The following is a 19,361-nucleotide window of genomic DNA, read 5'->3' on the forward strand; positions in this document are numbered from 1 at the left end:
GGGAAGAAACACCCGGCGAGGATGGTCGAGGGCCACCCCGCCAGAAAGGTAAAGTCATGTCGCATCGTGACGTGCTCCCCGAGGCCGCGGCCGTGGCGGAGCCCCGCAAGGCCCCGTCCAGGACGCTGCTGGCCAAGCTGGCCCTGGTCGGCCCCGCCTTCATCGCCGGCGCCTGGCAGTTCGGGCCCGGCAATCTGACCTCGGCGATCGAGGCCGGCAGCGCCTTCGGCTACGCCCTGATCTGGGTCATCGTGCTGTCGACGGTGCTGATGATCGCCTTCACCGACATGAGCGTGCGCATCGGCATCGCCTCGCCCTTGTCGATGATCGGCACGATCAAACAGACCCTGGGCAAGCCGACCGGCGTCGCCGCCGGGTTCGGCGTCTTCTTCATCACCCTGTGCTTTTCGGTGGGCAACGCGGCCGGTTCGGGCCTGGCGCTGTCGATGCTGTTCGGCGGCAACGCCGTGCTGTGGACGGTGATGGTCAGCCTGGCGGTGGGCTTCATCCTGCTGGCCCGAAACGTGTTTCGCACGGTCGAGCGCCTGCTGATCGGCCTGGTGGCCACCATGGCGGTGGGCTTCGTCGCCAGCGCCTTCATGGCCCGGCCGGACTGGGTCGCGGGTCTGGCGGGCGGAATGCCCAGTTTTCCGCCGGGCAGCGAACTGCTGATCGTCGCCCTGGTCGGGACCAACTTCTCGATCAACGCGGCCTTCTTCACCAGCTATGCGACCCAGGCCCACAAGACCCGGCCGGATCAATATCGGGACGCGACCCTGACCGACACCATTCCCGGCATCGTCGCGCCGGGGATCATGACCGCGCTGGTCATCATGGTGGCGGCCGCGGTCCTGGGACAGACCGGGCAACGGGTGGAGACCCTGCCGCAACTGGCGCGCATCTTCGAGCCGCTGGCCGGGCAGGTCGGCTACTATGTCTTCACCCTGGGCTTCTTCGGCGCCGCCTTCTCGTCCATGCTCGCCAACGCCACGGCGGGGGGAACCCTGCTGTCCGACGGCCTGGGCTGGGGCGGATCGTTCGAGTCCCTGCGGACCAAGGCGCTGGTCGGCCTGGTGCTGCTGTTCGGCGTGCTGATCGTGGCCTTTGCGCCGGGATCGCGGGTTCAGCTGATCATCCTGGCCCAGGCCATGACGGTGCTGGTGGCGCCCCTGCTGGGCGTCCTTCTGGTCCTGACCGCCAACAACCGGCTGATGGGCGCGCTGAAGAACCGGTGGTGGCACAACATCCTGGCGGCGGTCGGCCTGGCGTCGATCTGCGCCTCGACCGTTCTGCTGGTGCTGAAACTGACCGGCGCGACAGGCGGCTGACGTCGAGCCGGGCGACCGGCGAACCCGAATCCCCGCGCGCCGCCTGTCGCCCCGGCTGGGCCGGCGACGATCCCGGCGCGCGGCCCTTTTCAAGGCCTCCATCATGAAGACGACCCTTCTCCGTTTCACGGCGCGCGATCGCGCGCGTCGGTTCCACCGTCCGATCCTGGGCCTGGCGGTCGCCAGCCTGCCGCTGATCGGCTGTCCCGCCCTGGCGCAGGAGAGCGCGGGCCCTGCGGCGGCGCCCTATCCCCGGGCCGGGATCGGCGTGGGACCGGTTGCGGCGGGCTACGCCGAGGCGCGCTGGGCCGAGGACTGGTCCGCATACGCCGATCCCGCCCGACGCAAGGATGCGCTGGACCGGCTGAAGTTCATTCCTTTGTCGGCAGACGGCGCGGTGTGGCTGAGCCTTTCGGGCGAGATGCGCGCCCGCACGGCGCTGACGACCGGTCCGGGCCTGCTGGATCGGCCGGACCAGCGCCTGGACACCCTGCGGCTGGTCGGGGGCGCGGACCTTCATCTGGGGCGTCACCTGCGCGCCTATGGCGAAGTGGCGCATGGCGGCTCCGGCGGCCGCAACGATCCCAATCCGGTGGGGGCCATCCGCAACGACCTGGTGGTGCAGCAGGCGTTCGTCGATGTCAGCGGCGAGGCTGGCGGCCTGGAACTGGGCGCACGGCTGGGGCGCCAATTCTTCATCGACGGATCGCCCTATCTGATCAGCACCCGCAACGGCGCCACGATCCTGACGCCGTTCAACGGCGCCCGGGCCTGGGTCCGCGGCGCCCGGTGGAGGGCGGACGTCTTCGACCTGAAGGCCACGCAGCTGGGGACCGGGGGCGTCGACGACGACCGCACCGACGATGCGCGTCGCTTCCAGGGCGTGACCGCGGGGATGGTGGTCCCCCGCGACTGGTTCGGCGGGTCCAAGCTGTTCTTCGATCCCTTCGTGTGGCGCACGACCGACGCCGATCGACGGTGGGGCGCGCAAACCGCGCGCGAGAGGCGCGACTATGTCGGCGCCCGCCTGTGGGGCGAGATGGGGCCCGCCAACATCGACTGGGCCGTGGCCAGACAGACCGGACGGTTCGGCGACCGGCGCATCGAGGCGCTGCACGTCTTCACCCAGCAGAGCGTCAGCCTGGGCGACGGGGCCGGCGCGCCGCGTCTGGGCGTCAGGATCGACTATGGCTCCGGCGGCGGGTCCTACGGCGATGGGACCCTGCGCGCGGCGGTCACGCCCCAGGGGGTGCCGACCTTCTACAGCTATCAGAACGTGTTCGGCCCGGTGAACATGATCGCCGTCGCGCCCAACATCTCGATCCGCCGCGGGCGAACGACCCTGAGCGGCGAGGTGCAGGGAACCTGGCGGGCGTCAGAGCGCGATGCGGTCTATCGCGCCACGGACCTGCCCTATGCGGGGACCCAGGCGGTGGACGGCCGTCGCGTCGGCGAGGTCTGGCGCGTGCAGGCGGCCCACAACGTCTCGGCGCGCACCAGCCTGATCGGCCGTTACGAACATCTGGCGGCGGGACCGGTGCTGAAGGACGCCGGCTACGCCAGTTCCGACTATCTGACCGCCTGGATCAACTTCCGCTTCTGATCGACCGTCGGCGCGGCGGGGGCAGGCTCACCAGACCCCGATCTTCTCCGCCTCGGCGTGGCTGATGGGATGGCCCTGCTTCTTGTGGTCTTCCTCGGCCAGGAAGCGGCTGGCTTCCAGCGCGGCCATGCAGCCCATGCCGGCGGCGGTGACGGCCTGGCGATAGACGTCGTCGGTCACGTCGCCGGCGGCCCAGACGCCTTCGATGGCCGTCGCCGCCGTGCCGGGCGTGACGCGCAGATAGCCGCCGCTGTTGGTCTCCAGCTGGCCCTTGAACAGTTCCGACGACGGGGCGTGGCCGATGGCGATGAAGACGCCGTCGGCCGGGACTTGGCGCGTGGAGCCGTCCTGGACGTGCTCAGCCGCACGCCGGTGACGTTCCTGGCCACGCCGTCGACGACGCCGACAACCTCTTCCACCGCATGGTTCCAGATCACCTCGACCTTGGGATGGGCGAACAGGCGGTCCTGAAGGATCTTCTCGGCGCGGAACTCGTCGCGGCGGTGGACCACGGTGACCTTGGAGGCGAAGTTGGTCAGGAACAGCGCCTCTTCCACGGCGGTGTTGCCGCCGCCGACCACGACCACTTCCTTGCCGCGATAGAAGAAGCCGTCGCAGGTGGCGCAGGCCGAGACGCCGAAGCCCTGATAGGCCGCCTCGGAGTCCAGCCCCAGCCACTTGGCCTGGGCGCCGGTGGAGATGATGACCGTCTCGGCCAGCAGTTCGTCGCCGCCGTCCAGCTTCAGCCGGAAGGGCCGCTGGGACAGGTCGGCGGACACGACGATGTCGTGGATCACCTCGGTCCCGACATGCTGGGCCTGGGCGCGCATCTGCTCCATCAGCCACGGCCCCTGGATCGTCTCGGCGAAGCCGGGATAGTTTTCCACGTCGGTGGTGATGGTCAGCTGGCCGCCGGGTTGCAGGCCGGCGATGACCACCGGGTTCAGCGAGGCGCGGGCGGCGTAGATGGCGGCGGTCCAGCCGGCGGGGCCGGAACCGATGATGGCGAGGCGGACGGAACGGGGCGTGCTCATGCGCCTATTTAGGCGCTGATTCCGCTTCGCGCGATGCTATCGTCGCCGCAGTCACGAAGGAGTCGGGGATGAAGAACAGGGGCGGGGCGTTTTTCGCGGGCGGGATCGGCATGGGCGTCGCCATCGGCGTGGCCCTGGGCCTGGCGCTGGACAATCTGGCGCTGGGGATCGCGCTCGGCGTCGCCATCGGCGCGGGCCTCGGCTCGGCGGGCATGGCGGCCCGCAAGCCGAAATCGGACGACGACAAGCCCGGGGGCGATCCGACGGACGAAGCTCGCTAGTCTGGCTGCATGAAGACCGAATCCGCCTCCGCCCGCGAAAACGAAACATCGCGCGACGCGCCCTGGCCGCCGCCCGCCTGGGGGTGGACCATTCGGTGGTCGCCCTGTCGGTCTATGACAACGGCGGGCTGACCGGCCGATATCTGATGATGACGGTGATCTCGGCGGCGATCGCGGCGCTGGGGCTGATGCTGGGGTCGCCGGCGGTGGTGATTGGGGCCATGCTGGTCTCGCCGATGATGGGGCCGATCGTGGCGCTGGGCTTTTCCCTGGCGCTGCTGGACTGGGAAGAGCTGAAGCGGGCGGTCAAGGCGCTGGCGGTCGGCGTCGGCCTGGCCCTGGCGGTGGCCATACTGCTGACCCTGCTGTCGCCGCTGAAGGAGCCGACCAGCGAGATCCTGGCGCGGACGCGGCCCAACTTCTTCGACCTGCTGATCGCCGTCTTCTCGGGCGTCGCCGGCGCCTACGCCGTGATCCGGCAAAGGGGGAAACCATCATCGGCGTGGCCATCGCCACCGCCCTGATGCCGCCGGTGGCCACCGTGGGGTTCGGCCTGGGCACCGGCGACCTGCGGATCGCGGGCGGCGCGGTCTTCCTGTTCATGACCAACCTGGTGGCCATCGCCCTGGCCGCGACGCTGACGGCGGGCTTCTACGGCTTTCGGCCCCGCCTGCTGGAACGGCCTGCGCCGTGGCGGGGCGTGGCGGTGGTGGTGGTCTTCGTGCTGCTGTCGATCCCGCTGGCGCTGTCGCTGCGCTCGATCGGGCTGGAGAGCCGGGCCACGGCCGAGACGCGGCTGGCGGTCAACGACATCTTCTCCGGCGCCGACTCGCGCGTGACTCTGCTGGACGCGCGGGCGGACGGCGACAAGGTCACGGTCTCGGCCCTGGTCAGCACGCGCGCCCTGGTCGCCGACGCCCAGGCGCGTCTGCAGGAACGGCTGACCGCCGCGCTGCACGTGCCGGTCGAGGCGACGCTGGACCAGATCGTCGTCGCCGATCCCCAGGCCGCGGCCCGCGCCGTCCAGGCCAGCGCCGCCTCCGCGCCGGACCCGGTGGCGGCCCTGCGCGGCCGGCTGTCGGACTCGGTCCCCTTCGCCACCGACGCCCTTATGGTGGACGGGGAGGGGCGCCGGGCGGTGGTGCTGCTGCGGCCCGACGCGGGGCTGGACCTGTCCAGCGCCTTCGCCCTGGAGAAGGCCTTGAGAGCCAAGTTCGAGGGCGTGGACGTCTGGGTCACGCCGCCGCTGGAGGGAATGGAGACGGTCGATCTGGCCGACGCCGACGCCCGCGCCCAAGCCGCCTGGGCCCTGGCGCGCTGGCGGGCGCGGCCTCGCCTCCGGTTCTGCCGGCCCGATCCGGCCCCGGCGGTCGGGGAGGGCGAAACCGCCCCGCCGGACGCGCGCGAACGCTTCCTGGCCGAACTGGCGGCGACGGGCGTGTCGGTGGCGGCGGAAGACGGGCCGGCGTGTCGCGCCGGCGACCGCAACCTGGCGCGCATCGCCCTGACGTGACGGCTCAGCCGACCTGGGCGCGATGCCGCAGGAAGGCGTCGGCCAGGACGCAGGCGGCCATCGCCTCCACCACCGGCACGGCGCGCAGAGCGACGCACGGGTCGTGGCGGCCCTTGGTGCGCAGGTCCGTCTCCTCGCCGTCGCGGGTGATGGTCTGGCGCGGCGTCAGGATGGAGGAGGTGGGCTTGAACGCCACCCGCGCCGTCACCGACTGTCCGGTCGAGATGCCGCCCAGCACGCCGCCCGCCTGGTTCGACAGGAAGACGGGCTGCCTGTTCAGGTCCAGCCGCATCTCGTCGGCGTTGTCCTCGCCCGACAGTTCCGCCGCGCCGAAGCCCGCGCCGATCTCGACCCCCTTGGCGGCGTTGATGGACATCAGGGCGGCGGCCAGTTCGGCGTCCAGCTTGCCATACAGAGGCGCGCCCCAGCCGGCGGGGACGCCGGTCGCCTCCAGCGCCACCACCGCGCCGATGGAGGAGCCGGCCTTGCGGACGCCGTCCAGATAGGCCTCCCAGTCCGGCACGACCTCGGCCGAGGCGGCGAACAGCGGGTTGCCGGGAACGGCGTCGAAGTCGATCGCTTCGGGCGCGATCCGGTGCGGGCCGATCTGGACCACGCCGGCGCGGATCTGCACGCCGTCGCCCAGGATGCGTCGCGCCACGGCCCCGGCGGCGACGCGGCTGGCGGTCTCGCGCGCCGACGACCGCCCGCCGCCGCGATGGTCGCGCACGCCGTATTTGGCCTGATAGGCGAAGTCCGCGTGGCCCGGCCGATAGGCGCGGGCGATCTCGCCATAGTCCTTGGACCGCTGGTCCTCGTTGCGGATCAGGATCGAGATCGGCGTGCCGGTGGTGACCGGACCATCGCCGTCGTCGAACACGCCCGACAGGATCTGGGCCGTGTCGCTCTCCTGCCGCTGGGTGACGAACCGGGAGCCGCCGGGTTTCCGCTGGTCCAGCCACGGCTGGATGTCGGCCTCGGTCAGCGGGATCCGCGGCGGGCAGCCGTCGATCACGCAGCCGATCGCCGGGCCGTGGCTTTCGCCCCAGGTGGTGACGCGGAACAGATGGCCGAAGGTGTTGTGCGACATGGCCCGACTTAGGCCGCCAGACGCTCCGGCGTCCAGACCCGGTTGAAGCGCATCAGCAGGTCCTCGGCCGCGGACGGCGTGTCCTCGCAGGGCTCCAGGGTGACGATCAGCCGGCCCGCCGGTCGCGACCCGCGCGCCGGCAGGCCCAGGCCGCGAAGGCTCAGGCGCACGGGCGACTGCAAGCCCGGCGTGATCCACGCCGAGCGCAGGCCGGCGTGGGTCTGGATTTCGAGGCGCCCGCCGTCGGCCAGGATGCGCTCGCTGGCCGGGGCGGTCATGAACAGATCGTCGCCCATGACCGACAGGCCCTCGGCCGGACGGATCAGGACGCGCAGGTAAAGGTCGCCGCCGTCGGGGGCCGCGCCCCTCAGGCGCAGATGCTGGCCGGTTCGCATCCCGGCGGGAACGGAAAGGCGCAGGCGACGGCCGCCCAGCCGAATGTCGATCCGGGCGCCGTTCACGGCCTGGCGCGGCGTCAGGGTCGCGACGGGCGGCGGGGCGGCGCGCACCACCGGCGCGGCCAGGGCCAGCCGCGCCGAACCCTGCGCCTGCAGCAGCCGATAGGCGGCGATGACTTGACGAAAACGCTCGGCGTCGCCGCCGGCCCGATCCGGGCGCGCCGTCTTCACGGCGTTGCGGAAGGCCGTCTTCAACGACGCGGCGTCGTGCTCCGCACTCTCCAGGCCCAGCAACGCCAGGGCGTCGCGGACGGCGGGATCGGACACGGAAGGAAACGCGCGCATGGCCCGGACTGTGGCGCGACATGGTCAAGAGCCGGTTAACCGCGATGGCGGAAAGCCGCCTTTGATCCGCATCATTTCCTCGATGCGGGGAAGGGGCTAGACCGACGGCATGACCGCCCCCGTGATCCCGCCCAGCCCGTCGCGCGAGGAATACGCCCGCGACTACGCCGCCGCCCTGGCCGCCAACAGCGACGACGCCGCCTTCGAGCGGGCCGAGCCGGTCGGCCTGTTCGTCGACTGGCTGGCCGACGCCCGCGCGCACGAGGTCAACGACGCCAACGCCATGACCCTGTCGACCGTCGACGCCGAGGGCCTGCCGGACGCGCGGATCGTGCTGCTGAAGGACGTCGACGGGCGCGGCTTCACCTTCTACTCGAACCGCGAGAGCGCCAAGGGGCTGGAGCTGGACGCCCGGCCGGTCGCGGCCCTGACCTTTCACTGGAAGTCGCTGCGCCGCCAGGTCCGGGTGCGCGGCGCGGTGCAGCCGGTCACGGCCGATGAGGCGGACGCCTATTTCGCCAGCCGCGCGCGCGAGAGCCGCATCGGCGCCTGGGCCTCGGACCAGTCGCGCCCGCTGCCGGACCGGGCGGCGCTGGAAGCCGCGGTGGCGCGCGAGACGGCGCGGTTCGACGGCCAGGACGTGCCCCGGCCCGCGCGGTGGAGCGGATGGCGCGTCGTTCCGTCGTCGGTGGAGTTCTGGCGCGACCGGCCGTTCCGCCTGCATGACCGGATGCGGTTCGATCGCGACGGCGACGGCTGGCGCAAGACCCGGCTGTGGCCCTGATCGGGATCGCCCCTTTCCCTTTCGGCGCGGGGCCTCTATGTCCGCCCCTCACTTTACGTATCGCTGGAGATCGCGATGAGACCGGATGTCGAGGCCATGAAGGCCGACATCGAGCAGAGCGTCGCTCTGCTCAGGAGGCGACTTTGACTGGGATGTCGCTCTAAGGAAGCTCGACGAGCTGAACGCGCGGGTCGAGGACCCGACCCTTTGGGACAACCCCGACGAGGCCCAGGCCGTCAGCCGCGACCGTTCGCGCCTGGAAGGCCAGGTCAACGCCGTCAGGGAGATGGAGCAGGGGCTGGAGGACGGCGTCATGCTGGCCGAGATGGCGGACGACGAGGGCGACGAGGCCGCTCTCGAAGACGCCCGCGCCCAGCTGAAGGCCATCAAGGACCGCGCCGCGCGCGCCGAGCTGGAAGCCCTGCTGTCGGGCGAGGCGGACGGCAACGACGCCTATCTGGAAGTCAACTCCGGCGCGGGCGGCACCGAGTCGAACGACTGGGCCGGCATGCTGCTGCGGATGTATTCGCGCTGGGCCAAGGCGCACGGCTATGAGGTCGAGATCGAGGCGGAGGAAGGCGGCGAACAGGCCGGCATCAAGTCCGCCACGATCCAGGTGAAGGGCCCCAACGCCTATGGCTGGCTGAAGTCGGAATCGGGCGTTCACCGCCTGGTGCGCATCAGCCCCTATGACGCGGCCGCCAAGCGGCACACCAGCTTCGCCTCCATCGGGGTGTCGCCGGTGGTGGACGACGCGATCGAGATCGACATCAACCCGGCGGACGTCCGCACCGACACCTACCGGGCCTCGGGCGCGGGCGGGCAGCACATCAACAAGACCGACTCGGCGGTGCGCCTGACGCACGTGCCCACCAACACCGTCGTGGCCTGCCAGGCCGGGCGGTCGCAGCACCAGAACCGCGAACAGGCCTGGAAGATGCTGCGCGCGCGCCTCTACGAGCTTGAGCTTCAGAAGCGCGAGGCGGCGGCCCAGGCGCTGGCGGACGCCAAGACCGACATCGGCTGGGGCCACCAGATCCGGTCCTACGTCCTGCAGCCGTACCAGATGGTCAAGGACCTGCGGACCGAGGTGGAGACGTCCGACACCCAAGGGGTCCTGGACGGCGACCTGGACCAGTTCATGGGCGCGGCGCTGGCCGCGCGGGTCGGCGAGACGCGCGGATCGACGGCGGAATAAGGAAAGGGGCGGTCCGGCGGACCGCCCCTTTTCGGATCAGGCCGGGGCCTTTTCCTTGGCGTCGGCCTTCTTGTCGGCCGGCGGCTCCAGCATCGACGCGCCGGGCGTGTCGCGCTTGGCCTGGTTGCAGCGGCCCTGGAACCAGGCGCCCTGTTCGACCGACAGCTGTTCCTGGGTGATGTCGCCCTCGACGCGCGAGGTGGCGTAGAGGCGGACCTGCTTGGCCACGATGGCGCCGGTGACCCGGCCGCGCACGTCAAGCACGTCGGCGTGGACCGTGCCCTCGACCGAGCCGCCTTCGCCGATGGTGACGCGGGCGACGCGGACGTCGCCCTTGAGCGAGCCCTCGATCTGGAGGTCGCCGGCGCCGGAGATGTTGCCCTCGTACTTCACGCCCGCCGACAGGGTCGACAGGCTGGTGGAGCGCGGCGCGGCCGCGGGGCGGGCCGGTTCGGGCGCGCGGGCGACGGGCGCGGCCGCTGCGGGCGCCGGAGCCGGGTTAGGAGCCGCAGGCTGGGGGTCCGGGGCGGGGGGAATGCCCATGCCGCCGCTGTCGTTGGGTTTGCTCTTGGTGAACATGGTGCGCTCCGCATCTGCCAGCCAAGGCCGGCCCTTACCCCAAAGCCCTCGGACGCGATTTAGGGGGCGGGGAGGGCGAACGTCAAGCACCGCTTTCGAACCCCGCTCGCCGATCACGGAGCCTTGAGGGCCGCCAGCACGGCCTCGGCATGGCCGGGGACGCGGACATTGCGCCAGGCCCGGACGATGTTCCCGTCCGGCCCGACCAGGAAGGTCGCGCGCTCGATCCCCATGTATTCGCGGCCGTAGAGCCTCTTCTGGACCCAGACGCCCCAGGCCTCGCACGCGGCGCCGGCTTCGTCGGAGGCCAGGACGACCTTGAGGTCGTGCTTGGCCTTGAAGCGGTCGAGTTTCTTCACGGGATCCTTGGACACGGCGACGACGGTCGCATCCAGCGCCGCGAAGTCGTCCAGCAGGGCGGAGAAGTCCTTGCCCTCGTTGGTGCAGCCGGGGGTGTCGGCCTTGGGATAGAAATAGACCACCACGGGCCGGCCCTTCAGCGCGGCCAGGGAGACGCGGCCGCCGCCGTCGGTCGGCAGGTCGAGGGCGGGGGCGGGGCGGCCGACTTCGGGCATCTCACATCTCCGAGCGGGTTAAACGGGGCGCACCAGCACGATCTTCTTCTTGCCCGCGGCCAGCTTGATCACGCCGTCGGCGACGTCCGCCTCGCTCAGCAGCTGCGCGCCGTCGGACACGGCCACATCGTTCAGGCGCAGGCCGCCGCCCTGGGCCAGGCGGCGGGCCTCGCCGTTCGAGGCGGTCAGGCCGGCCTTGGTCACGACAGCGGCGATCATGGCGCCGTAAACCTCGGAAGCGGGCAGTTCGACGGTCGGCAGATCGGCCGAGACCTGGCCCTTTTCGAAGGCGGTTTCGGCGGCGGCGCGGGCCTTGGCGGCTTCGTCGGCGCCGTGCAGCATGGCGGTGGCGGCGTCGGCCAGGGCCTTCTTGGCGTCGTTGATGGCCGCGCCTTCCAGCGCCTCGTAGCCGGCGATCTCGGCGTCCGACAGATCGGTGAACAGGCGCATGAAACGGCCCACGTCGCCGTCCTCGGTGTTGCGCCAATATTGCCAGTAGTCATAGGGCGACAGGGCGTCGGCGTTCAGCCAGACGGCGCCGCCCACGGTCTTGCCCATCTTCTGGCCCGAGGCGGTCGAGAGCAGCGGCGTGGTCAGGCCGAAGGCGGCCTTCTGGTCCACCTTGCGGGTCAGTTCGACGCCGTTGATGATGTTGCCCCACTGATCCGATCCGCCCATCTGGAGCGCGCAGCCATAGCGGCGGTTCAGCTCCAGGAAGTCGGTCGCCTGCATCAGCATATAGTTGAATTCGAGGAAGGTCAGAGGCTGCTCGCGCTCCAGGCGCAGCTTGACGGAATCGAAGCTCAGCATCCGGTTGACGGTGAAGTGCGTGCCGTAGTCGCGCAGGAACTCCAGATAGCCCAGTTTCGACAGCCACTCGTCGTTGTCGACCATGATGGCGTCGGACGGGCCGTCGCCGAAGGTCAGGAACTTCTCGAACACGCCCTTGATGCCGGCGATGTTCTCGGCGATCCGCGCCTCGGTCAGCAGGGGGCGCTGGGTGTCCTTGAAGGAGGGGTCGCCGACCTTGGTGGTGCCGCCGCCCATCAGGACGATGGGCTTGTGTCCGGCCTGCTGCTGGAGACGCCGCAGCAGCATGATCTGGATCAGGTGGCCCACGTGCAGCGACGGCGCCGTGGCGTCGAAGCCGATATAGCCCGTGACCACGCCCGAGGCCGCCGCCTGATCGAGCTCGGCCGGGTGGGTGATCTGATGGATGTATCCCCGCGCCTGCATGGTGCGGAGGAAGTCGGACTTGAAGGCTGGGTCTGTCATGGCGGTGGGTCGTTAGCAGGCTTGCCCTCGGTCGTCTTCCCCTTCGGGGGACAAGCGCGACGGACGGGCGATGGTCAGGGCGAAAAACACAGTGTGAATAGTGTGAATCGTGTGAAATCCGGTAGGCGCATACCCCTGGTCGGTGCGCGGCTGCGGCCGACCAAGGGGCCCGCATCATACACCAGCCCCGAGGGGTGCGAGGTCGATTGGCTGATCGAGCCGCGCCGTCGTTGTTTTTCAAAGGAAAAGCGGGAGGCAATGCGCGTGCGACGGCGCAAGGCACCGTCGAGCCGACTTTGACCCGGCGTCCGCGTGCGATACCAGTGGCGGATGCGTCTGCCCCTGATCCCGCACCCGACCACCGCCGCCGTGCACGGCCTGACGCTGGAGGTCGAGGCGCGGCGAGAGGGCCGGGGGCTGAGCCTGGAATATACGCTGGGCGGGGCGGTGGAAACGGTGCGGTGGCCCCAACCGGCGGCGCGGGCGCATACGGACGAGTTGTGGCGGACCACCTGTTTCGAGGCGTTCGCGCGGACGGCCGGGGGCTATGTCGAATACAATCTGTCGCCGTCGGGGGCGTGGGCGGCCTATGGCTTCGACGGCTATCGCGCGGGGATGCGCAACCTGGCGGTTCCGGCGCCCTTCATCGTCACGCGGACGGCGCCGGGGCGGTTCGTGCTGACGGTCGACGTGCAACTGCCGGACGATGCGACGGGGGCGGTGGGCCTGACGGCGGTGATCGAGCGGCTGGACGGGTCGATCCTGTACTGGGCGCTGACCCATCCGTCGGATAAGCCGGACTTTCATCATTCCGATTCCCTCGCGCTGGACCTGACATGAATTTCGGCCTCGATCGCCTGCTGTCCGACGACGCCCTGCGCGCGCAGTTGAAGGGGCGGCGCGTGGCGCTGCTGGCGCATCCGGCGTCGGTGACGAAGGACCTGACGCACGCCATCGACGCCCTGGCCGCCTGTCCCGAGATCACGCTGAGCGCCGCCTTCGGGCCGCAGCACGGGATGAAGGGCGACCTGCAGGACAATATGATGGAGAGCCCGGACTATCGCGATCCGGTCCACGGCTTTCCGGTGTTCAGCCTGTACGGCGAGGTGCGGCGGCCGAAGGACGCGTGGATGGAGACGTTCGACGTCATCCTGATCGACCTGCAGGACCTGGGGTGCCGCATCTACACCTACGTCACGACGCTGCTCTATGTGCTGGAGGCGGCGGCGAAGCACGGCAAGGCGGTGTGGGTGCTGGACCGGCCCAATCCGGCGGGACGGCCGGTCGAGGGCATGACGCTGAAGCCGGGGTTCGAGAGCTTCGTCGGGGCCGGGCCGATGCCGATGCGGCATGGCATGACCATGGGGGAACTGGGCCTGTGGTTCGTCGACCGCTTCAAGCTGGATGTCGACTACCGCGTGGTGGAGATGGAGGGCTGGCGGCCGGACGAGGGGCCGGGGTACGGCTGGCCGCTGCTCGAGCGGGCCTGGGTCAATCCCAGTCCGAACGCGCCGAACCTGAGCATGGCCAGGACTTATGCCGGCACGGTGATGCTGGAGGGGGCGACCCTGTCGGAAGGGCGGGGGACGACGCGGCCGCTGGAGCTGTTCGGGGCGCCGGACATCGACGCGCGGGCGGTCATCTTCGAGATGCAGGCGCTGGCGCCGGAGTGGCTGACGGGGTGCGTGCTGCGCGAATGCTGGTTCCAGCCGACCTTCCACAAGCATGTCGGCCAACTGTGCAGCGGCGTGCAGATCCACGTCGAGGGACCGCATTACGACCATGCGGCGTTCCGGCCGTGGCGGGTGCAGGCGCTCGGGTTCAAGGCGATCCGGCGGCTGTATCCGGATTACGACCTGTGGCGCGACTTTCCGTATGAGTACGCCTTCGGGCGGCTGCCGATCGACACCATCAACGGCGGGCCGGGGCTGCGCGAATGGGTCGACGACGGGGGCGGCGCGGGGGACCTGGACGCGCCAGCCTTGTCGGACGAGCAATCTTGGATTGAGATTCGGCGTCCCCATCTGCTGTACTGAACAGCGGGGCATTCGGGATGATGCGACGATGGATCGCCGGCCTGTGCGGAGGAGGCGTGATGCTGGGTTTGGCGATGGCGGTGGTTCTCTCGATGAGCCAACCGAATCCGGACGGTTTGAGTGTCGAGGCTCGGGAAGCGATCAAGCCGGTCGTCCAGGCGCTGGAGACCGAGAAGGCGCGTCAGGCCGCGCTGGCCCCGGCGGCCAGCGACCGCGAGCGGTTGGAGCGCATGGGCGTGCTGGATCAGGCTGGCCGCCATGCGCTGAACAGCGTGGACTACAGCCGCCTGCCGCCCGAGGAGCGGTCGGCCGCGCGCGCGGCGATCTGGCGCGTGCTGGGCGAGAATGACCGCGCCCTGATGGCGGAACTGCTGACCATGGTTCCGCCGGAGGGTTGGTTCCTGAAGAGCCGGTATGGCGAGCAGGCTGCGGGCTCGGCCTTCCTGATCGTACAGCATTCCGGGGCCGAGCACTGGCGACGGTTCGTGCCGGTGTTGGAGCCGCTGGTGGCGAGAGGCGAGGTGGACGGAGAGGAATATGGCCTGATGTACGACCGCCTGGCCGTCAGCGAGGGCCGCCCGCAGCGCTATGGAACCCAAATGACCTGCCGCGACGGGCGATGGGTGGTCGAGAATCTGGAAGAGCCCGAGCGTGTGGAGACGCGCCGCCGCGAGATGGGCTTCCGATGGACGATGGCGGAGTACGAGGCGCGGTTCGCCGCTTCGGCGCCCTGCGCCTAAGATTTGCTGCGATCGCGAAGCGACGGAGGGCGGCGGCGTGCCAAAGGGCCTGTCCGGCGGATCGTTGTCTCTGAACATCCTGCGCTTTTTTGTATAAACGCAGTTTATTGTGCATCTGCAAATAAGTGATTGGGCTTATCCGTTCGAGTCGGTTAGAAGGACCTCCTCCCCAATCACTTCCAGCCTATGGATTTCGCATGGCCCTCATCAACACGACCATCAAGCCGTTCACGGCCACCGCCTACAAGCAGGGCAAGTTCGTCGAGATTTCCGACGCCGACGTGAAGGGCAAGTGGGGCGTCTTCTTCTTCTATCCGGCCGACTTCACCTTCGTGTGCCCGACCGAGCTGGAAGACCTGGCCGGCATCTATCCGACCCTGCAGGGCCTGGACGTGGAAGTGTTCTCGGTCTCGACCGACACCCACTTCAGCCACAAGGCCTGGCACGACACCTCGCCGGCGATCGGCAAGATCGACTACTACATGGTCGGCGACCAGTCGGGCACGATCACCAACAACTTCGACGTGATGCGTCCGGGCGTGGGCCTGGCCGACCGCGCGACCTTCCTGGTCGATCCGGACGGCGTGATCCAGTTCATGGAGATCACCTCGGAAGGCGTGGGCCGCAACGCCTCGGAACTGCTGCGCAAGGTCAAGGCCGCCCAGTATGTGCGTTCGCACCCCGGCGAAGTCTGCCCGGCCAAGTGGGAAGAGGGTGAAGCCACCCTGGCCCCGTCGCTGGACCTGGTCGGCAAGATCTAAGCCCGACGACCCAGACAGACCGGCGGCGCGTCGCGTTTTCGCCGCCGGTTCACGGCGCCCGGTCCGCCGGGCGTCCGCAGAGGCCGCGGGGTGCATGTAGTGTTTCCGTCCCCGCGGCCTTTTTGCGTCCGGTCCTCGCCCGCAGCGGCTGGAGGACGGCGCGTTCCACCCGAGATTTTGTGAGGATCCCGATGCTCGACGCCAATCTGAAAACCCAGCTGGAAGGCTATCTGAAGAACATCGTGCATCCGGTCGAGCTGGTCGCCTCGCTGGGCGCCGGCCCGAAGTCGCAGGAGCTGAAGGCCCTGCTGGAGGACATCGTCTCGGTCTCGCACGGCAAGGTGGAGATGGGCCGCGACTTCGACGACGTGCGCCAGCCCAGCTTCCTGATCCGCCGCAAGGGAACGGACATCGGCGTGCGCTTCGCCGGCATCCCGCTGGGCCACGAGTTCACCTCGCTGGTGCTGGCCCTGCTGCACGTCGGCGGCCATCCGTCCAAGGCGGCGCAGGAGGTGATCCAGCAGGTCAAGGACCTGGACGGCGACTATCTGTTCGAGACCTATTTCTCGCTGTCGTGCCAGAACTGCCCCGACGTGGTGCAGGCCCTGAACCTGATGAGCGTCATCAACCCGCGCATCAAGCACGTCGCGATCGAGGGCGGCCTGTTCAAGGACGAGGTCGAGGAACGCAAGATCATGGCCGTGCCGACGGTCTTCCTGAACGGCGAACTGTTCGGGCAGGGCCGGATGGAGCTGGAGCAGATCGTCGCCCGGATCGACAGCGGCGCCGAGGCCAAGGCGGCCGAGAAGATCAAGGCCAAGGACCCGTTCGACGTGCTGGTGGTCGGCGGCGGTCCGGCCGGCGCGGCGGCGGCCATCTACACCGCGCGCAAGGGCATCCGCACCGGCGTGGCGGCCGAGCGCTTCGGCGGCCAGGTGCTGGACACCATGGCGATCGAGAACTTCATCTCCGTGCCCCACACCGAGGGGCCCAGGCTGGCCGCCCAGCTGGAGCAGCACGTCCGCGAGTATGAAGTGGACATCATGAACCTGCAGCGGGCGTCGCGTCTAATCCCGGCCAAGGTTCCGGGCGGGCTGCACGAGGTCCAGCTGGAGAACGGCGCCAGCCTGAAGGCGCGCACCGTGATCCTGTCGACCGGCGCGCGCTGGCGGCAGATGAACGTGCCGGGCGAGGACCAGTACCGGAACAAGGGCGTGGCCTATTGCCCGCACTGCGACGGGCCGCTGTTCAAGGGCAAGCGGGTGGCGGTGATCGGCGGCGGCAACTCGGGCGTCGAGGCGGCCATCGACCTGGCCGGCATCGTGGCCCATGTCACCCTGATCGAGTTCGACAGCGAACTGCGGGCCGACGCCGTGCTGCAAAGGAAGCTGGCGACCCTGCCGAACGTCAGGATCGTCACCTCGGCCCTGACGACCCAGGTGCTAGGCGACGGGGAGAAGGTGAACGGCCTGGTCTACAAGGACCGCAACTCGGACGCCGTGCACGAGGTCCAGCTGGAAGGCGTGTTCGTCCAGATCGGCCTGGTCCCGAACACCGAATGGCTGCACGGGGCGGTGGCCCTGACCCCGCGCGGCGAGATCGAGGTCGATCATCGCGGCGAGACGTCCCAGCCGGGCGTGTTCGCGGCGGGCGACGCCACGACCGTGCCCTACAAGCAGATCGTCATCGCCATGGGCGAGGGCTCCAAGGCCGGCCTGTCGGCCTTCGACTACCTGATCCGCACCGTCCCGGCCGAAGAGGCGACGGAGGCGGCTTAAGTTTCGTTTCCGCTCATTCCGGCTTTCGCCGGGATGAGCGGAAGGCGGGCTCAATGCAGCTTCAGCCGTCCGGAGACGCGGCGGTGGAGCAGGCGCGAGAGGGCCAGAAGGGCCGTGCGGCGCACGCCGATGATGGCGCGGTGGTGGTCGAGGTGCAGGGCCATGTAGGCCCATTTGGCCAGCAGGCCCTCGATCAGGAAGTCAGGACCGCCCAGGCCGCCCATCAGGGAGCCGACGCCCTTGTCGTCGCCCAGCGACACCAGCGAGCCCTTGTCGCGATAGACGTAGGGACCGGGATCGCGCGCCGGGTCGGATAGGGCCTTCGCAAGATAGGCGGCCTGCTGCGCCGCCGCCTGGGCGCGGGCGGGGACGGGGCGGCCGTCGGGGCCGGGCGCCTCGGCGCAATCGCCCAGGGCGTAGATGTCTGGGGCGGAGGTCCGCAGGCGGTCGTCGACGACGAACTGGTTCAGGCGGCCGGTCTTCAGGCCGAAGGCGCGATTGCGGTCGTCCGCCTTCACCCCGGCGGCCCAGACGATCAGGTCGGCGGGGACCGGGCCCCGGCTGGTGTCGAGACGGTCGGGATGGACGGCCTGGACCTGCGCGTCGGTGAGCAGGCGCACGCCCTTGGCCTCCAGCGCGCGGGCCGCCTTGTCGGAAACGCGCTCGGGCAGGCCGCCCAGGATGCGCGGCGCGGCCTCGACGATGGTCACGTTCAGGTCGAAGCGCTGGTCGGGCGTCAGTCCGGCGGACAGTTCGTCGTGGCCCTCGATCAGTTCGGTGGACAGCTCCACGCCGGTGGCCCCGGCGCCGACGATGGCGATGTTCAGCGTCCGCTCGTCCGAATAGGCGGCGGCGAGGAAGGCCGAGGTCAGGCGGCGGTTGAATCCTTCCGCGTCGGCGACGTCTTCCAGCAGGTGCGCGTGTTCGGCCGCGCCGGGGGTGTCGAACAGGTTGGAGCCGCTGCCGGTCGCCAGGACCAGGGTGCGGTAGGAAAGGGTGCGCGGCGCGACCAGCACCTGGCCGTCGCCGTCGCGGATTTCCGCCAGGGAGATTGTCTTCGCCTCGGGGTCGAGGCCGGTCAGGTCGCCGAAGGCGAACCTGAAGTGATTGCGGCGCGCCAGGACGGGATAGGACAGGCCCTCCTGGTGGCTGTCCAGCGAACCGGCGGCGACCTCGTGCAGGCTGGGCTTCCACAGGTGGAAGATGGAGCGGTCGATCAGCAGGACGCGGCGGCGTCCCTCTCGCGGGCCGAAGCGACGGCCCAGACGGGCGGCCAGCTCAAGCCCGCCGGCGCCGCCGCCGATGATGACGATGTCGTGCTGCATCAGAGATCCCCGATCACGAGCCGGGAGCGATTGGAAGCAGAACGGCATTGACGCCCAGCATGGCCGCGCCAGCCGCCATACGTTTGTCGAGCGTAACGAGCGTCATGTCGAAATCGGCGGCGATCGCCACATGAAGGGCGTCTCCGGCGCGCAGGCCGGTCTCATGCTTGTCGGCGAATTTACGAGCCGCGAAGAAGTGGGTTTCATCGATCGGGGTGGAAACGAGGAAGGTGTTTCGCATCTCTTCAAGCTGCCGGGCGCTCGCCGCCTTCGCATGTTCGTCGATCTGGCCCGTCCGCAGTTTGATGGACAGGGCGGAGGCGACTTCCGTCAAGGTCCAATGGCTGAATGCGAGATCGTCCTCTCGCGGCCGTAGCCAGTTCTGGACCGCTTTGCGGCTTATCTCTTCGGTGACGGCGGCGACGAGGACCGACGCATCGAGATAGTGCATCAATAGCCGCTGTCGCGGAGCTTGCGCATGAAGTCGCCTGCGCTTTCGGGCTGAGGGGTCATGGCGCTGGTCACCCGCTCCAGCTCGTCCCAATCGAAGGGTTTGCGAGGCTTTTCAGGCGGCAGGAGACGGGCGACAGATTTACCGCGCCGGACGATCTCGATCTCCTCGCCGTTGGAGGCGCGGGTGACCAGTTCGCTCAAGTGCGCCTTGGCGTCGGCGAGATTGATGCGTTCCACGATCGCTTCCTGACCAGTTGGTTGGTCA

Annotated in this window: 18 protein-coding genes and 2 pseudogenes; 11 read left to right on the top strand and 9 right to left on the bottom strand. The window is 69.6% G+C overall.

Features of this window, described 5'->3' with window-relative positions:
- Positions 1-56: 56 nt before the first annotated feature.
- Both MU852_RS15590 and MU852_RS15595 read left to right on the top strand, forming a co-directional pair.
- Positions 57-1,328: an Nramp family divalent metal transporter gene (locus tag MU852_RS15590; protein ID WP_249750317.1), complete on the top strand. Its 1,272-nt coding sequence runs from the start codon at positions 57-59 to the stop codon at positions 1,326-1,328.
- A gap of 103 nt (positions 1,329-1,431) precedes the next feature.
- The gene (locus tag MU852_RS15595) at positions 1,432-2,931 is read left to right on the top strand and encodes an alginate export family protein (RefSeq protein ID WP_249750318.1); all 1,500 of its coding nucleotides are present in this window, start codon (positions 1,432-1,434) and stop codon (positions 2,929-2,931) included.
- Positions 2,932-2,958: 27 nt separating this feature from the next.
- Here MU852_RS15595 and trxB read toward each other — a convergent pair.
- Positions 2,959-3,965, bottom strand: a pseudogene (gene trxB, locus MU852_RS15600) (thioredoxin-disulfide reductase).
- 68 nt (positions 3,966-4,033) lie between these two features.
- Between trxB and MU852_RS15605 the strand changes: the two are divergent.
- Both MU852_RS15605 and MU852_RS15610 read left to right on the top strand, forming a co-directional pair.
- On the top strand, positions 4,034-4,246 hold the full coding sequence (locus tag MU852_RS15605) for a glycine zipper domain-containing protein (RefSeq protein ID WP_249750319.1): 213 nt from the start codon (positions 4,034-4,036) through the stop codon (positions 4,244-4,246).
- Between the two features lie 239 nt (positions 4,247-4,485).
- Positions 4,486-5,759 (top strand): annotated as a pseudogene (locus MU852_RS15610) (DUF389 domain-containing protein).
- Positions 5,760-5,763: 4 nt separating this feature from the next.
- Here MU852_RS15610 and aroC read toward each other — a convergent pair.
- The gene (gene aroC, locus MU852_RS15615; protein WP_249750320.1) at positions 5,764-6,849 is read right to left on the bottom strand and encodes a chorismate synthase; all 1,086 of its coding nucleotides are present in this window, start codon (positions 6,847-6,849) and stop codon (positions 5,764-5,766) included.
- 8 nt (positions 6,850-6,857) lie between these two features.
- Entirely contained in the window at positions 6,858-7,592 is a 735-nt protein-coding gene (locus MU852_RS15620; RefSeq protein WP_249750321.1) for a J domain-containing protein, read from the bottom strand.
- A 109-nt stretch (positions 7,593-7,701) separates the two neighbouring features.
- Here MU852_RS15620 and pdxH point away from each other — a divergent pair, with 109 nt between their 5' ends.
- Both pdxH and prfB read left to right on the top strand, forming a co-directional pair.
- Positions 7,702-8,376 carry a pyridoxamine 5'-phosphate oxidase gene (gene pdxH / locus MU852_RS15625; protein ID WP_249750322.1) on the top strand — a complete coding sequence of 225 codons (675 nt, stop codon included), beginning with the start codon at positions 7,702-7,704 and terminating at the stop codon, positions 8,374-8,376.
- 75 nt (positions 8,377-8,451) lie between these two features.
- A protein-coding gene (gene prfB, locus MU852_RS15630) for a peptide chain release factor 2 (protein WP_249750323.1) occupies positions 8,452-9,574 on the top strand; the annotation gives its coding sequence in 2 pieces (ribosomal slippage) (positions 8,452-8,520 and positions 8,522-9,574; 1,122 coding nt in all).
- A gap of 36 nt (positions 9,575-9,610) precedes the next feature.
- Here the strand turns inward: prfB and MU852_RS15635 are convergent.
- From MU852_RS15635 to tyrS, 3 genes are all read right to left on the bottom strand, one after another.
- Positions 9,611-10,153: a bactofilin family protein gene (locus MU852_RS15635; RefSeq protein WP_249750324.1), complete on the bottom strand. Its 543-nt coding sequence runs from the start codon at positions 10,151-10,153 to the stop codon at positions 9,611-9,613.
- A 113-nt stretch (positions 10,154-10,266) separates the two neighbouring features.
- Positions 10,267-10,728, bottom strand: coding sequence for a peroxiredoxin (locus MU852_RS15640; protein WP_249750325.1), 462 nt, complete (start codon positions 10,726-10,728; stop codon positions 10,267-10,269).
- A gap of 18 nt (positions 10,729-10,746) precedes the next feature.
- Positions 10,747-12,003, bottom strand: a complete 1,257-nt coding sequence (tyrS, locus tag MU852_RS15645) for a tyrosine--tRNA ligase (protein WP_249750326.1) — start codon at positions 12,001-12,003, stop codon at positions 10,747-10,749.
- A gap of 330 nt (positions 12,004-12,333) precedes the next feature.
- Between tyrS and MU852_RS15650 the strand changes: the two genes are divergently transcribed.
- The 5 genes from MU852_RS15650 to ahpF all read left to right on the top strand — a co-directional run bounded on the left by MU852_RS15650 (position 12,334) and on the right by ahpF (position 17,318).
- Complete coding sequence (locus MU852_RS15650) at positions 12,334-12,843, top strand: DOMON-like domain-containing protein (RefSeq protein ID WP_249750327.1); 510 nt, start codon at positions 12,334-12,336, stop codon at positions 12,841-12,843.
- Positions 12,840-14,039, top strand: coding sequence for an exo-beta-N-acetylmuramidase NamZ family protein (locus MU852_RS15655; RefSeq protein WP_249750328.1), 1,200 nt, complete (start codon positions 12,840-12,842; stop codon positions 14,037-14,039). Before MU852_RS15650 ends, MU852_RS15655 begins: the two co-directional genes overlap by 4 nt.
- Before the next feature lie 59 nt (positions 14,040-14,098).
- On the top strand, positions 14,099-14,779 hold the full coding sequence (locus tag MU852_RS15660; RefSeq protein WP_249750329.1) for a DUF6624 domain-containing protein: 681 nt from the start codon (positions 14,099-14,101) through the stop codon (positions 14,777-14,779).
- Between the two features lie 197 nt (positions 14,780-14,976).
- Complete coding sequence (ahpC, locus tag MU852_RS15665) at positions 14,977-15,540, top strand: alkyl hydroperoxide reductase subunit C (RefSeq protein WP_249750330.1); 564 nt, start codon at positions 14,977-14,979, stop codon at positions 15,538-15,540.
- A 191-nt stretch (positions 15,541-15,731) separates the two neighbouring features.
- Complete coding sequence (gene ahpF / locus MU852_RS15670; protein WP_249750331.1) at positions 15,732-17,318, top strand: alkyl hydroperoxide reductase subunit F; 1,587 nt, start codon at positions 15,732-15,734, stop codon at positions 17,316-17,318.
- Between the two features lie 50 nt (positions 17,319-17,368).
- On the opposite strand, the gene MU852_RS15675 is transcribed toward ahpF, so the two are convergent.
- Genes MU852_RS15675 through MU852_RS15685 form a run of 3 tightly spaced genes read right to left on the bottom strand, consistent with a single transcriptional unit; the run spans position 17,369 to position 19,333 of the window.
- Positions 17,369-18,643 (bottom strand): NAD(P)/FAD-dependent oxidoreductase, encoded by a 1,275-nt coding sequence (locus MU852_RS15675; protein WP_249750332.1) that lies wholly within the window; start codon positions 18,641-18,643, stop codon positions 17,369-17,371.
- Positions 18,644-18,656: 13 nt separating this feature from the next.
- Positions 18,657-19,094 carry a type II toxin-antitoxin system VapC family toxin gene (locus tag MU852_RS15680; RefSeq protein WP_249750333.1) on the bottom strand — a complete coding sequence of 146 codons (438 nt, stop codon included), beginning with the start codon at positions 19,092-19,094 and terminating at the stop codon, positions 18,657-18,659.
- Complete coding sequence (locus tag MU852_RS15685; protein WP_249750334.1) at positions 19,094-19,333, bottom strand: type II toxin-antitoxin system Phd/YefM family antitoxin; 240 nt, start codon at positions 19,331-19,333, stop codon at positions 19,094-19,096. The genes MU852_RS15680 and MU852_RS15685 overlap by 1 nt, the downstream gene beginning before the upstream one ends.
- Positions 19,334-19,361 lie beyond the last annotated feature (28 nt).

It is taken from the genome of Brevundimonas albigilva, assembly GCF_023503965.1.
Lineage (GTDB): Bacteria > Pseudomonadota > Alphaproteobacteria > Caulobacterales > Caulobacteraceae > Brevundimonas > Brevundimonas albigilva.